This is a genomic window from Agromyces sp. GL_144, from assembly GCF_057834305.1.
Genome location: NZ_CM174399.1, coordinates 2,108,389 through 2,122,641, shown reverse-complemented (window position 1 = coordinate 2,122,641; position 14,253 = coordinate 2,108,389). Strand labels below are relative to the sequence as shown.

At 69.7% G+C, this 14,253-nt stretch carries 13 protein-coding genes; 8 read left to right on the top strand and 5 right to left on the bottom strand.

The features are described from left to right. Nucleotides 1–35 precede the first annotated feature (35 nt). Genes AC3IPY_RS09550 through sufB form a run of 3 tightly spaced genes read right to left on the bottom strand, consistent with a single transcriptional unit; the run spans nt 36 to nt 2,966 of the window. Complete coding sequence (locus AC3IPY_RS09550) at nt 36–362, bottom strand: non-heme iron oxygenase ferredoxin subunit (RefSeq protein WP_489188228.1); 327 nt, start codon at nt 360–362, stop codon at nt 36–38. 1 nt (nt 363) lies between these two features. Further along, nucleotides 364–1,533 carry a SufB/SufD family protein gene (locus AC3IPY_RS09545; protein ID WP_489188226.1) on the bottom strand — a complete coding sequence of 390 codons (1,170 nt, stop codon included), beginning with the start codon at nt 1,531–1,533 and terminating at the stop codon, nt 364–366. Between the two features lie 14 nt (nt 1,534–1,547). Continuing rightward, nucleotides 1,548–2,966, bottom strand: a complete 1,419-nt coding sequence (gene sufB, locus AC3IPY_RS09540) for a Fe-S cluster assembly protein SufB (protein WP_489188224.1) — start codon at nt 2,964–2,966, stop codon at nt 1,548–1,550. A 250-nt stretch (nt 2,967–3,216) separates the two neighbouring features. Here sufB and AC3IPY_RS09535 point away from each other — a divergent pair, with 250 nt between their 5' ends. Together AC3IPY_RS09535 and AC3IPY_RS09530 are read left to right on the top strand one after the other, a co-directional pair. After that, nucleotides 3,217–4,158, top strand: a complete 942-nt coding sequence (locus tag AC3IPY_RS09535; RefSeq protein WP_489188222.1) for a COX15/CtaA family protein — start codon at nt 3,217–3,219, stop codon at nt 4,156–4,158. Beyond that, nucleotides 4,158–4,751 (top strand): gamma carbonic anhydrase family protein, encoded by a 594-nt coding sequence (locus AC3IPY_RS09530; protein ID WP_489188220.1) that lies wholly within the window; start codon nt 4,158–4,160, stop codon nt 4,749–4,751. Before AC3IPY_RS09535 ends, AC3IPY_RS09530 begins: the two co-directional genes overlap by 1 nt. 97 nt (nt 4,752–4,848) lie before the next feature. Here AC3IPY_RS09530 and AC3IPY_RS09525 read toward each other — a convergent pair whose 3' ends face one another. Beyond that, nucleotides 4,849–5,769 carry a heme o synthase gene (locus AC3IPY_RS09525; protein ID WP_489188219.1) on the bottom strand — a complete coding sequence of 307 codons (921 nt, stop codon included), beginning with the start codon at nt 5,767–5,769 and terminating at the stop codon, nt 4,849–4,851. Beyond that, nucleotides 5,753–6,064, bottom strand: a complete 312-nt coding sequence (locus AC3IPY_RS09520; RefSeq protein ID WP_489188218.1) for a hypothetical protein — start codon at nt 6,062–6,064, stop codon at nt 5,753–5,755. The genes AC3IPY_RS09525 and AC3IPY_RS09520 overlap by 17 nt, the downstream gene beginning before the upstream one ends. Before the next feature lie 32 nt (nt 6,065–6,096). Here AC3IPY_RS09520 and tkt point away from each other — a divergent pair, with 32 nt between their 5' ends. From tkt to pgl, 6 genes are read left to right on the top strand one after another with little or no spacing between them, the layout of a single operon-like run. Then, nucleotides 6,097–8,190 carry a transketolase gene (gene tkt / locus AC3IPY_RS09515; protein WP_489188216.1) on the top strand — a complete coding sequence of 698 codons (2,094 nt, stop codon included), beginning with the start codon at nt 6,097–6,099 and terminating at the stop codon, nt 8,188–8,190. Between the two features lie 27 nt (nt 8,191–8,217). Then, complete coding sequence (gene tal / locus AC3IPY_RS09510; RefSeq protein WP_489188214.1) at nt 8,218–9,330, top strand: transaldolase; 1,113 nt, start codon at nt 8,218–8,220, stop codon at nt 9,328–9,330. Continuing rightward, nucleotides 9,327–10,931: a glucose-6-phosphate isomerase gene (locus AC3IPY_RS09505; RefSeq protein WP_489188212.1), complete on the top strand. Its 1,605-nt coding sequence runs from the start codon at nt 9,327–9,329 to the stop codon at nt 10,929–10,931. Before tal ends, AC3IPY_RS09505 begins: the two co-directional genes overlap by 4 nt. A 16-nt stretch (nt 10,932–10,947) precedes the next feature. Then, complete coding sequence (gene zwf / locus AC3IPY_RS09500; protein WP_489188211.1) at nt 10,948–12,489, top strand: glucose-6-phosphate dehydrogenase; 1,542 nt, start codon at nt 10,948–10,950, stop codon at nt 12,487–12,489. Beyond that, nucleotides 12,486–13,445, top strand: coding sequence for a glucose-6-phosphate dehydrogenase assembly protein OpcA (locus tag AC3IPY_RS09495; protein ID WP_489188210.1), 960 nt, complete (start codon nt 12,486–12,488; stop codon nt 13,443–13,445). Before zwf ends, AC3IPY_RS09495 begins: the two co-directional genes overlap by 4 nt. Continuing rightward, nucleotides 13,442–14,209 (top strand): 6-phosphogluconolactonase, encoded by a 768-nt coding sequence (gene pgl, locus AC3IPY_RS09490; RefSeq protein WP_489188209.1) that lies wholly within the window; start codon nt 13,442–13,444, stop codon nt 14,207–14,209. Before AC3IPY_RS09495 ends, pgl begins: the two co-directional genes overlap by 4 nt. Nucleotides 14,210–14,253: the final 44 nt, after the last annotated feature.

Genomic DNA, 14,253 nt, shown 5'->3' with positions numbered 1-14,253 from the left:
CTTTCGATTGTCGGCCGCGAAGGCCGGAAACTGATTCAGACGGCCAGGGTGACCGCGGGGTCGATGTGCACGTCGCCGTCGGTGACCTGCACCTGGTAGGCGGGCACGGGTTCGTAGGCGGGGAGCGTGAGCGGCTTGCCGGTCTTCAGCGAGAACTTCGAGCCGTGAGCCCAGCATTCCAACGTGTCGTCTTCGACGAAGCCCTCGGCGAGCGAGATGTCGCCGTGCGTGCAGGTGTCGCCGATGGCGAACACCTGGCCGGCGGAGTCCTTGACGACCGCGATCGGCACGCCCTCGAGCACGAAGCGCGAGGCCTCGTTCTCGACGAGGTCGGCGACCGAGCAGACACGAACGGATGCCACGTCAGCGACCTTCCAGTTCGGCCTCGATCGCCGCCGTGAGGCGGGCCTCGAGGTCGGCGGAGCCGATCTTCTGCACGATGTCGGTGAGGAAGCCGCGCACGACGAGGCGACGTGCTTCGTCTTCGCGGATGCCGCGGGCCATCAGGTAGAACAACTGCTCGTCGTCGAAGCGACCCGTGGCACTCGCGTGCCCGGCGCCCTCGATGTCGCCGGTCTCGATCTCGAGGTTCGGCACCGAGTCGGCGCGGGTGCCCTCGGTGAGCACGAGGTTGCGGTTCTGCTCGTAGCTGTCGGTGCCGACCGCCTTGTTGCCGATGAGCACGTCGCCGATCCAGACGGTGCGCGCGCCCACGCCCTGCAGCGCGCCCTTGTAGGTCACGCGGCTCTTCGTGTGCGGCGCGTCGTGGTGCACGTAGACCTGCTGCTCGAGGTGCTGGCCGGCGTCGGCGAAGTAGAGGCCGAGCGACTCGATGTCGGCGCCCTGATCGGCGAGGTGGGTCGAGGGGTTCACCCGCACGACCTTGCCGCCGAGCGAGACGACGATGTGCTTGAGGAACGAGTCGCGGCCGAGGCGCGCGAACTGGCTCGAGAGGTGCACGGCCTCGTCGTTCCATTCCTGCAGCGAGACGACCGTGAGCGAGGCTCCGTCGCCGACGAGTATCTCGACGTTCTCGCTGAGACGGGCGGCGCCCGAGCCGGCGAGCACCACGAAGCCGCGGCTGTTCGGTGCGGCCTCGATGACGGTGTGCGCGGCGCGCGGCGCGTCGCCGAGACCCGTGCGGGTCACGAACGCGATCTTCTCGTCTTCGCCGGTGACGGAGACGAGGAGGGCCTCGCCGAACGTCGACCAGGCGTTCGCGCTCGCGCGGTCTTCGGGAGTGCCGGCCGTGCCGATGCGCTCGTCGTCGCGCGGGACGTAGGAGACCGCGACGCCCGCGACATCCGTCGACTCGACCGGAAGTCGCGAACCGTCGAGCTCGCCTGCGGTGAGGTCGGCGAATGCGGCGACCGGGGAGAGCTTCCACTCGTGCTCGCGGCCGTTGACGGGGGCGAAGTCCTCGACGTTCACCGAGCGGAAGCGCTCGGAGCGCGTCTGCACGGGAACGAAGGCGCCGTCGGAATGGGCGACGAGGCCGTGCTGGCCTTCAGTAGGCATGGCGGTGCTGGTCATCTGGGCGGTCACTGCTAGCCCACCGATCCTTCCATGCCCATCTCGATGAGCTTGTTGAGTTCCATCGCGTATTCCATGGGCAGCTCGCGCGCGATCGGCTCGATGAAGCCGCGCACGATCATCGACATGGCCTCGGTCTCGTCGATGCCGCGGCTCATGAGGTAGAAGAGCTGCTCTTCGCTGACCTTGGAGACGGTCGCCTCGTGGCCGAGCTTGACGTCGTCGACGCGGATGTCGATGGCCGGATAGGTGTCGGACCGCGAGATCGTGTCGACGAGCAGGGCGTCGCAGACGACGCTGTTCGCCGAGTGGTGCGCGTTCGCGTCGATGCGGACCTCGCCGCGGTAGCCGGCCCGGCCGCCGCCGCGGGCGATCGACTTCGAGACGATCGAGGACTGCGTGTACGGCGCCATGTGGATCATCTTCGCGCCGGCGTCCTGGTGCTGGCCGGGGCCCGCGAAGGCGACCGAGAGCGTCTCGCCCTTGGCGTGCTCGCCCATGAGGAAGATCGACGGGTACTTCATGGTGACCTTCGAGCCGATGTTGCCGTCGACCCACTCCATGGTGGCGCCCTCGGCTGCGGTGGCCCGCTTGGTGACGAGGTTGTAGACGTTGTTGGACCAGTTCTGGATCGTCGTGTAGCGAACGCGGGCGTTCTTCTTCACGATGATCTCGACGACGGCAGAGTGCAGCGAGTCGCTCTTGTAGATCGGGGCGGTGCAGCCCTCGATGTAGTGCACGTAGCTGTCTTCGTCGGCGATGATCAGCGTGCGCTCGAACTGGCCCATGTTCTCGGTGTTGATGCGGAAGTAGGCCTGCAGCGGGATCTCGACGTGCACGCCGGGCGGCACGTAGACGAAGGAACCGCCCGACCACACCGCCGTGTTCAGGGCGGCGAACTTGTTGTCGCCCGCGGGGATGACGGTGCCGAAGTACTCCTCGAAGAACTCGGGGTGCTCCTTCAGCGCGGTGTCGGTGTCCATGAAGATGACGCCCTGGCGCTCGAGCTCTTCGTTGATCTGGTGGTAGACCACCTCGGACTCGTACTGCGCCGCGACGCCGGCCACGAGGCGCTGGCGCTCGGCCTCGGGGATGCCGAGCTTCTCGTACGTGTTCTTGATGTCGTCGGGCAGGTCCTCCCAGGTCTGGGCCTGCTGCTCGGTCGACCGAACGAAGTACTTGATGTTGTCGAAGTCGATCTCGGAGAGATCGGCGCCCCAGGTCGGCATGGGCTTGCGCTCGAAGAGCTGCAGGGCGCGCTGGCGACGCTGGAGCATCCATTCGGGCTCCGTCTTCAGTGCGGAGATGTCGGCGACGACCTCCGGCGAGATGCCGCGTCGGGCGGAGGCCCCGGCGGCGTCGGAGTCGGCCCAGCCGAACTCGTACGTGCCGAGTCCTTCCAGTTCCGGGCGATCGATCAGTACGTCCGTCATGCTCTCCCTCTTCTCCTCCCGTGCAACCGGCTATCAGGCCGGCCCATCGCCTCCCGTGAGTCGAGGCGCTCTTGGAGATGGTGATGATGTGCGGGTGGCGTCTCTGCGAACCTAAGATGTGTGGGTACCCGCATCGCGCGTTCTCGCGCGCCTCGCGGAATCTCCAACCACACAAGTCTATAGGGTCGCACCGACCACTGGTCCGTACTCCCAGTGCCGTCACAGGCCGACCCGGAGCAGGACCTCCAGCGTGAACCGCTTCACCGCGTGGCTCCCCCAGCACGTCGATCGCCGCATCCGCTTCTTCGCATGGCTCTCGTTCATCGCGCAGACCCTGATCATCGCGACCGGCGGTGCGGTGCGACTGACCGGCTCCGGCCTCGGATGCCCCACCTGGCCGACCTGCACGCCGGGGTCGCTCGTCCCGACCGAAGAGCTCAGCTACCACTCGCTCATCGAGTTCGGCAACCGCCTCATGACGGGCGTGGTCGGCATCGTCGCCCTCATCCTCTTCATCCTCGTCTGGCGCATCCGCGCCGAGCGGCGCGACCTGTTCACGCTCTCGTTCATCGTCGGCGTCGGCATCGTCGCCCAGGCGATCGTCGGCGGCGTGACCGTGTGGACGGGCCTGAACCCGTTCATCGTCGGGTTCCACTACGTGTCGTCGCTGCTGCTCGTCTGCGTGATGGCCGCCTTCCTGGTGCGCATGGACATCGATCCGGGGCCTCGAGAGCGCGCCGTGCCCGGCTGGTACGCCGCGCTCGCGCACGCGACGAGCGCCGTGCTCGCGGTGTCCATCGTCTTCGGCGTGCTCACGACCGGCGCCGGACCCCACTCTGGCGACTCGGCTGCCGGCCGCAACGGCTTCGATGCCCAGCTGCTCGAGCACATCCACGCCTGGCCCGGCTACGCCGTCTTCGCATTCACGATCGTGCTCGTGCTCGGCGCGTGGCGCCTGAGGCTGCCGACCCTGCGATGGACCGTGCTGCTGCTCGCCGTCGAACTCGTGCAGATCGCGGTCGGCCTCTACCAGGCCCGCAACGGTCTGCCGCCGCTCGCCGTCGGCGTGCACATGGTGCTCGCGGCCCTCCTCGCCGCCGCGATGACGGTCGTGATCCTCCACCTCAAGCGCCCGGTGGCGACGGATGCCTCGGAGCGGGCCTCCGCCTCGGTCGAGGCATCCGCCCGCTGATGCTCGTCAGGCACCGCGGTCGTGAGCCGCGCATCTCCCCCGATGCGACGGTCGCGCCCGGCGCCATGATCTCGGGCGACGTGCGCGTCGACGCGGGAGCGCGCATCCTGCACGGCGCCGTGCTCACGGCGGAGGACGGCGAGATCAGAATCGGCGCGGACACGGTCGTCCTCGAGCATGCGCTGGTGCGCGGACGCGCGGGACATCCCGCCCTCATCGGCTCGGGTGTCATGATCGGACCCCATGCGCACGTCAACGGCGCCTCGGTCGCCGACGGGGTCTTCATCGCCACCGGCGCCGCGGTGTTCCCGGGCGCCGTGGTCGGCGCGGGCGCCGAGGTGCGCGTGAACGCGGTCGTCCAGGTGAACACGACGATCGAGCCGGGCGAGGTCGTCCCGATCGGATGGATCGCGGTCGGCACTCCTGCTCGGCTCTTCAGCCCCGATCGGCACGAGGAGATCTGGGCCGTGCAGCGGGAGCTCGACTTCCCGGGCACCGTCTACGGCGTCGACCGGTCGGCGGGCATGGCTGAGACCATGCGGCGGCAGTCGGCGTTCTACGCCGCCCATGACGAGGACGAGATCGTCGGCTGAACGGGATCCGGTCGGACTCGATCCTGTGCCGCCGAGCCGGCAGCCTGCCCATGCGGAGTGACGCCCGGCGGTCGGGCCCGCCTTGCCGGAGTGCCGTCTAGAACGGCAGCAGGGGGTCGACGCCGATCGCGATGAACAGCAGCGACAGGTACGCGATCGAGCCGTGGAACACGCGCATGGGCGAGACGTTCACGTGGCGGATCGCGAGGTTGTAGAGGCGGTGGGTCTCGTAGATGAACCAGACGCCCGTGACGAGCGCGACACTCGAGTACAGCAGTCCCATGTCGGCGATCGGGATGAGCAGCAGCGAGCAGGCCACGGTCGCCCACGCGTAGAGGATGACCTGGAGGCCGACCTGCGCGCGACCGCGCACCACGGCGAGCATCGGCACGCCGGCGGCGGCGTAGTCGTCCTTGTACTTCATCGACAGCGGCCAATAGTGCGGCGGCGTCCAGAGGAAGATGATGAGGAAGAGGATGACCGGCGGCCAGCTGAGGTCGCCGGTGACCGCGGCCCAGCCGATGAGCACGGGCATGCAGCCGGCGACGCCGCCCCAGACGATGTTCTGCGCGGTGCGGCGCTTGAGGATGAGGCTGTAGAAGACGACGTAGAGCAGGATCGCGCCGAGCGAGAGCGCCGCGGCGAGCCAGTTCGTGAAGACGCCGAGCCAGACGATCGAGGCGATGCCGAGTCCGTAGGCGAACACGAGCGCCTCGCGGTCGGTGAGCTCGCCCGTCACGAGCGGTCGGCCCTGGGTGCGCTTCATGAGGCGGTCGATGTCGCGGTCGATGTAGCAGTTGAACGCGCCGGCAGAACCTGCGCTCATCGCGCCGCCGATGAGCGTGGCGATGAGCAGCCACAGGCTCGGGAGCCCGTTCTGCGCGAGGATCATCGTCGGCGCCGTGACGACGAGCAACAGCTCGATCACCCGCGGCTTCGTCAGCGCCAGGTACGCCGCGAGCTTTCGCTTCAGGGTCGACTCCTGGCGGGCCTGCCGCGTCTCAACTGCTGCCTGCATCGCTCCTCTTCCGCGTGGGCGCGCCGAAGAGAACGCAGCCCGTCTGAGATTCTACGTCATGCAACGTCATCGCCTCGGGCGCGACGCCGGCCGCGGTGCCGCGCCGATCCGGCCCCTCACATCGCCGGGAGCTCGCCGTGAACTCGCCGTCACGCCCGTGAAACTGAGCCTTTCCATATACTTTGAGCATGCGGGCCTCCCCGCGTTGTTCGCGATCCACATTCCATGTGATCCGTTCGCGCACGCCGAAGGCAACGTCGCCGCAGTGATTTCCAAGGCCGTCGGACATCGTCACGGCCGCCCTCACCCGGAAGGAACACCCCACTCGTGACTCACCTGAACTGGGAGCCCATCGACGACCGCGCCGTCGACACCGCTCGGATCCTCGCGGCCGACGCCGTCGAGAAGGTCGGCAACGGCCACCCCGGCACCGCCATGAGCCTGGCCCCCGCGGCGTACCTGCTCTTCCAGAAGGTCATGCGCCGCGACCCGGCCGACCACCAGTGGCTCGGCCGCGACCGCTTCATCCTGTCGGCGGGCCACAGCTCGCTCACCCAGTACGTGCAGCTCTTCCTCGCCGGCGACGGCCTCCAGCTCGACGACCTGAAGTCGCTGCGCACCTGGGGCTCGAAGACGCCCGGCCACCCCGAGTACGGCCACACCGACGGCGTCGAGATCACCACCGGGCCCCTCGGCCAGGGCCTCGCATCCGCGGTCGGCTTCGCGTACGCGTCGCGCTTCGAGCGCGGCCTCTTCGATCCGGATGCCGCGGCGGGCACGAGCCCGTTCGACCACTTCGTGTACGTGGTCGCCGGCGACGGCGACCTGCAGGAGGGCGTGACCAGCGAGGCCTCGTCGCTCGCCGGCCACCAGCAGCTCGGCAACCTCGTCGTGATCTACGACTCCAACCAGATCTCGATCGAGGACGACACGAACATCGCCTTCACCGAGAGCGTCGCCGACCGCTACGCGGCCTATGGATGGCACGTGCAGACCGTCGACTGGAAGAAGACCGGCGAGTACGTCGAAGACGTCGCCGAACTGCACCGGGCGATCGAGGCGGCCAAGGGCGAGACGTCGAAGCCCTCGATCATCATCCTGAAGACGATCATCGGATGGCCCAGCCCGAAGAAGCAGAACACGGGCAAGATCCACGGCTCGGCGCTCGGCGCCGAAGAGCTCGCCGGCGTCAAGGAGGTGCTCGGCTTCGACCCCGAGCAGACCTTCGTCGTCGCCGAAGACGTCATCGAGCACACCCGTGGCGCCCTCGAGCGCGGCGCGGCCGCCAAGGCCGAATGGCAGACCTCCTTCGACGCCTGGGCCGCGGCGAACCCCGAGCGCAAGCAGCTGCTCGACCGCCTCGAGGCGGGCGAGCTGCCCGAGGGGCTCGAGTCCGTGCTCCCGGCATTCGACGGCGGCACCGAGGTCTCGACCCGCGCCGCGAGCGGAAAGGTCATCAACGCGCTGGCCGCGCAGCTGCCCGAGTTCTGGGGCGGCTCGGCCGACCTCGCCGAGTCGAACCTGACCACGATCAACGGGGCGGCCTCCTTCATCCCGGCCGAGTGGTCGACGCACGAGTTCTCGGGCAACCCCTACGGGCGCGTGCTGCACTTCGGCATCCGCGAGCACGCGATGGGCGCCATCGTCAACGGCATCGTGCTGCACGGCAAGACGCGCGCGTTCGGCGGCACGTTCCTCATCTTCAGCGACTACATGCGCCCCGCGGTGCGTCTGGCCGCGCTCATGAAGGTGCCCTCGATCTTCGTCTGGACCCACGACTCGGTCGCCCTCGGCGAAGACGGCCCGACGCATCAGCCCATCGAGCAGCTCGCGACGCTCCGCGCCATCCCGGGCTTCACGGTGGTGCGACCCGCCGACGCGAACGAGACCGCGGCCGCGTGGCTCGAGATCCTGAAGCGCCGCGACGCCCCGGTCGGCATCGCGCTCACGCGTCAGAACATCCCGGTGTTCGAGCGCGGCGAAGGCGAGGCATCCGGTGATGCACTCGCCTCGACCGCCGGCGTCGCCAAGGGCGCCTACGTGCTCGCCGACGCCCCGTCGGGCACGCCCGACGTGATCCTCATCGCCACCGGTTCCGAGGTGCAGCTCGCGGTCGCCGCGCGCGAGCAGCTCGCGGCCGAGGGCGTGCAGGCCCGCGTCGTGTCGGCCCCCAGCCTCGAGTGGTTCGAGGAGCAGGATGCCGCGTACCGCGAGTCCGTGCTCCCCGCCGCCGTCACGGCGCGTGTGTCGGTCGAGGCCGGCGTCGCGCTCAGCTGGGGCCGCTACGTCGGCGACCGAGGCCGCAGCGTGTCCATCGAGCACTTCGGCGCATCCGCCGACTACAAGACGCTCTTCCGCGAGTTCGGCATCACGACCGAAGCCGTCGTCGCCGCCGCCAAGGAATCGCTCGCGTCGGCCTGACGCGAACACGAAGGAGATCTGAGAACCATGAGCACCACCACCCCCACCGCCGCGCTCTCCGCTGCCGGCGTCAGCATCTGGCTCGACGACCTGTCGCGCGAGCGCATCGCCTCGGGCGGCCTCGACAAGCTGATCGCCGAGCGCGACGTCGTCGGCGTCACGACCAACCCGACGATCTTCGCCGGGGCCCTCGCGAACGGCGCGGCCTACGCCGACCAGGTCTCGGCCCTCGCCGCGGCCGGCGCCGACGTCGACACCGCGGTCTTCGAGATCACGACCGACGACGTGCGCGCGGCATCCGACATCTTCCGCCCCGTCTACGACGCGAGCAACGGCTACGACGGCCGCGTCTCGATCGAGGTCGCGCCCGACCTCGCGCACGACACCGACGGCACGATCGAGCAGGCCAAGGCGCTGTGGGCCAAGGTCGACCGCCCGAACGCGATGATCAAGATCCCCGCGACCGTCGAGGGCCTTGCCGCCATCACCGCGGCGATCGGCGCCGGCATCAGCGTGAACGTCACCCTGATCTTCAGCCTCGACCGCTACCGCGCGGTCATCGACGCGTACCTCACCGGCCTCGAGCAGGCGAAGGCCGCGGGCATCGACCTCGGCACCATCCACTCGGTCGCCTCGTTCTTCGTCTCGCGCGTCGACACCGAGATCGACAAGCGCCTCACGGCGATCGGCACCGACGAGGCCCTCGCCCTGAAGAGCAAGGCCGGCATCGCCAACGCGCAGCTCGCCTACGAGCTCTTCGAGCAGGAGTTCGGCGGCGCCCGCGCCACGGCGCTCCTCGAGGCGGGGGCCAACCGCCAGCGGCCGCTCTGGGCGTCGACGGGCGTCAAGGATCCGGCCCTGCCCGACACCCTCTACGTGACCGAGCTCGTCGCCCGGGGCGTCGTCAACACGATGCCCGAGAAGACGCTCGAGGCGACCTTCGACCACGGCGACGTCGCCGGCGACACCGTGACCGGGGCGTACGCCTCGGCCGCCGCAGTGCTCGAGGCCCTCGCCGCCGTCGGCGTCGACTACGACGACGTCACCGCGCTCCTCGAGCGCGAGGGCGTCGAGAAGTTCATCGTCTCCTGGAACGAACTGCTCGACACGGTCCGCGCCGCATTGGAGTCCGCACGATGAGCTTCCGCATCGCCGTCAGCGGCGCCGCCGCCGACGCCGTCCGCTCCGCCGTTCCCGCCCTCGTCGCCGACCTCGTCGCCAGCGGCATCACGGCCCAGGACGGCGCCCTGTGGGGTCCCGCCGCCGAAGAGGAGGCGACCAAGCGTCTCGGCTGGACCGAAGCCGTCGCCATCTCCCGTCCGCTCGTGGCCGAGATCGAAGAGCTGCGCGCCGAACTGCAGGCGGCGGGCGTCACGCATATCGCGCTCGCCGGCATGGGCGGCTCGTCTCTCGCGCCCGAGGTCATCACGCGAACCGCCCGTGTGCCCCTGACCGTGCTCGACTCCACCGAGCCCGGCCAGGTGCGTGCGGCCCTTGCCGATCGCCTCACCGAGACCGCGCTCGTCGTCTCGTCGAAGTCGGGGTCGACGGTCGAGACCGACAGCCAGCGCCGCGTCTACGAGCAGGCGTTCCGCGAGGCGGGCATCGACCCCGTGTCGCGCATCGTCATCGTGACCGACCCGGGTTCGCCGCTCGACGAGTCGGCGCGAGCCGCCGGATACCGCGTGTTCAACGCGGATCCGAACGTCGGCGGGCGCTACTCGGCCCTCACCGCGTTCGGACTCGTCCCGTCGGGTCTCGCAGGCGTGGACATCTCCGAGATCCTCGACGAGGCCGAGACCATCGAGCTCTCGCTCGCCGTCGACACCGAACAGAACCCGGGCCTCGTGCTCGGCGCCGCCATCGCCGCGACGAGCCCCCGGCGCGACAAGCTCGCGATCGTCGCCGACGGCACGCACATCGTCGGATTCGCCGACTGGGCCGAGCAGCTCATCGCCGAGTCCACCGGCAAGGAGGGCACCGGCATCCTCCCCGTCGTGCTCGAGAAGGGCGCGCCCGAACTGGGCGCCGACCTGGCCGACCTCCAGGTCGTGCGCGTGGTCGACGACGCGGGCGACGACATCCTCGTCGACGACGGCACCGACGAGATCCGCGTCTCCGGCACGCTCGGCGCGCAGCTGCTCGTGTGGGAGTACGCCACGGCGGTCGCCGGCCGTCTGCTCGGCATCAACCCGTTCGACCAGCCCGACGTGGAATCCGCGAAGATCGCGGCCCGCGGCCTGCTCGACGCCCGCCCCGAGCCGACGCCTGCCGCGTTCGTCGAGGCCGGCATCGAGGTGCGGGGCACGCCGGAGGTCATCGGCGCGTCGAGCGACCTCGCCTCGGCGATCGAGGTGCTCCTCGAGGAACTGCCCGCCGACGGATACCTCTCGGTGCAGGCGTACGTCGATCGCGTCGCCCACCCCGAGGTCGAGCAGATCCGGGCGCGCCTCGCCGAGAAGGCGGGCCGGCCGGTCACCTTCGGTTGGGGCCCCCGGTTCCTCCACTCGACCGGGCAGTTCCACAAGGGCGGGCCGGCGGTCGGCGTGTTCCTGCAGCTCGCGCAGTCCGTTGCAGACGACCTCTCGATCCCCGAGCGGCCGTTCACGTTCGGCGAGCTCATCGCCGCACAGGCCTCCGGCGACTCGAGCGTGCTCGCGGAGCACGGGCGCCCCGTGCTCACGCTCACGCTGACCGACCCCGCGACCGACCTCGCGGCGCTGTTCGACGCCATCGGCTGATCCAGGAAGGGTCCACATGCCTCCGGCACACATCTCCGCAACGGAGAATCCGCTGCGGTCCCCGAAGGACTACCGGCTCAATCGCATCGCCGGCCCTTCGAGCCTCATCATCTTCGGCGTGACGGGCGACCTGTCGCGCAAGAAGCTGATGCCGGCCGTGTACGACCTGGCCAACCGCGGCCTGCTCCCTCCCGGCTTCGCGCTCGTCGGCTTCGCCAGGCGCGCCTGGGACGACGAGGACTTCGAGCGGGTCGTGCACGACTCGGTGCGGCAGTACGCCCGCACCGAGTTCCGTGAAGACGTCTGGAAGCAGCTGGCACGAGGCATCCGCTTCGTGCAGGGCGACTTCGACGACGACGCTGCGTTCGACCGCCTGCGACAGGTCGTCGAGACCCTCGACACCGACCGCGGCACCATGGGCAACCACGCGTTCTACCTCTCGATCCCGCCGAAGTCGTTCCCGCTCGTGACCGAGCAGCTGAAGCGCTCGGGCCTGACCGAGCAGCACGACTCCCAGTGGCGTCGCGTGGTCATCGAGAAGCCGTTCGGCTCCGACCTGCAGACGGCCCGTGAACTCAACGACGTCGTCGCCTCGGTCTTCCCGCCCGACTCGGTGTTCCGCATCGACCACTACCTCGGCAAGGAGACGGTTCAGAACATCCTCGCCCTGCGGTTCGCGAACCAGCTCTACGAGCCGATCTGGAACGCGAACTTCGTCGACCACGTGCAGATCACGATGGCCGAAGACATCGGCGTGGGCGGCCGAGCCGGCTACTACGACGGCATCGGCGCGGCGCGCGACGTCATCCAGAACCACCTGCTCCAGCTCCTCGCGCTCACGGCGATGGAGGAGCCCATCTCCTTCGACGCCGCCGACCTGCGCGCCGAGAAGGAGAAGATCCTGGCTGCCGTCCGCCTGCCCGAGAACCTCGCAGAGGGCACCGCCCGCGGCCAGTACGCGGGCGGATGGCAGGGCGGCGAGGAGGTCGTCGGATTCCTCGACGAAGACGGAATGAACCCCGAATCGCTGACCGAGACCTATGCGGCGATGAAGCTCACCATCGGCACCCGCCGCTGGGCGGGCGTGCCGTTCTACCTTCGAGCAGGCAAGCGGCTCGGCCGTCGCGTCACCGAGATCGCCGTGGTGTTCAAGCGGGCGCCGCAGCAGCTCTTCGCCGACAGCCAGACCTCGCAGCTCGGTGAGAACGCACTCGTGATCCGGGTCCAGCCCGACGAGGGCGTGACGATCCGTTTCGGCTCGAAGGTTCCGGGCGCCGGCATGCAGGTGCGCGACGTCACCATGGACTTCGGCTACGGCCACGCGTTCACCGAGGCGAGCCCCGAGGCCTACGAGCGGCTCATCCTCGACGTGCTCCTCGGCGATCCGCCGCTCTTCCCCCGCCAGGAGGAGGTCGAGCTCTCCTGGAAGATCCTCGACCCGATCGAGGAGTTCTGGTCCACGCAGGGCCAGCCCGAGCAGTACCGACCCGGCACGTGGGGTCCGGCATCCGCCGACGCCCTGCTCGCCCGCGACGGCCGAACCTGGAGGCGCCCGTGATCGTCGACCTTCCCGACACCACGACGAGCAAGGTGTCGAAGTCCCTCGTCAAGATCCGCGAGGAGAACGGCGTCGTCGCGCTCGGTCGCGTGCTGACGCTCGTCATCGCGACGACGCCCGGCATCGAGGAAGAGGCGATCGAGGCCGCGAACGACGCCTCGCGCGAGCACCCGATGCGCGTGATCGTCGTCGCGACCGACCCCGACGAGCCCGCCGACACGGCACCTCGCCTCGATGCGGAGATCCGCGTCGGCGGCGACGCCGGGGCGAGCGAGGTCATCGTGCTCCGTGCGCACGGCGCCGTGGCGCGCGACGAGGAGAGCCTCGTCATGGCGCTTCTCCTGCCCGACGCGCCCGTCGTGACCTGGTGGCCCGGTTCGGCGCCGGCGGTGCCCGGAACCTCGCCGCTCGGGCGCATCGCACAGCGCCGCATCACGGATGCCTCGGCGCAGCCCGATCCGCAGCAGGCCCTGCAGGCCCTCGCCGCCAGTTACACGCCCGGCGATGCGGACTTCGCGTGGACGAGGCTCACGCTGTGGCGTGCGCAGCTCGCCGCCGTGCTCGACCAGCCGCCGTACGAGCCGATCACGAGCGTGAGCGTCACCGGCGCGGTCGACTCCCCCTCGACGACGCTGCTCGCCGCCTGGCTGCGCCTGCAGCTCGACACGGCGACGGCATATGAGCTCACGGGCATCGAACAGGGCTCGCACGGCATCCACGGCGTGCAGCTCGTGCGCCCGAGCGGCATCGTCGAACTCATCCGCGACGTGCCCGGTGTCGCCACCCTGCGTCAGCCGGGCCAGCCGCTGCACGACGTCGCCCTGCCGCGTCGCAACCTCCGCGACTGCCTGGCAGACGAACTGCGCCGCCTCGATCCCGATGAGCTGTACGGTGAGGTGATCAGGAGCGGCCTCGCGCTGCTCGGCACCACCGAGGGCGAAGGAGTCCCCGCATGACCAACGAACGACGCGTCCTCGTCCACCCCGACAAGGGGGCGCTCGCGAGTTCGGTGGCGGCACGGTTCATCACCAAGATGCTCGACATCCTCGACGATCAGCCCGTCGCCCACGTCGTGCTGACCGGCGGCTCGATGGCCGGTGCGGTGCTCGCATCGGTGTCCGCGTCCCCGGCGCGCACCAGCATCGACTGGTCGCGCGTGCATTTCTGGTGGGGCGACGAGCGCTGGCTGCCCGCGGGCGACGCCGAACGCAACGACCGGGTCGCCGACGATGCGCTGCTCGACGACCTCGACCTGCCCGGCGAGAACGTGCACCGCTTCGCGACATCCGATGCCGGCCTGACGCTCGATGAGGCCGCCGAGGCCTATGCGAAGGAGCTCGCCGCCCACGGCGACGGCGCCGACGCACCGGCCTTCGACATCACCTTCCTCGGCGTCGGACCCGACGGGCACATCGCCTCACTGTTCCCGCATCGTTCCGGCATCCAGGTCACCGACCGTCCGGTGATCGCGGTGCGCAACTCCCCCAAGCCGCCGCCCGAGCGGCTGAGCCTCACCCGCCCCGTGATCAACGCGTCCCAGCGCATCTGGCTCGTGCTCGCCGGTGCCGACAAGGCGTCGGCGCTCGGACTCGCCCTGGCCGGCGCGAGCCGTGACGAGGTACCGGTCGCGGGCATCAAGGGCCGCCGGCGCACCGTCTTCTTCGTCGACTCGGATGCCGCAGCCGAGGTTCCCGAAGAGCTCATCGCGCGCGACTACTGAGTCGGCGAGTACGACGAAGGGGGCGAGCCGTCGGCTCGCCCCCT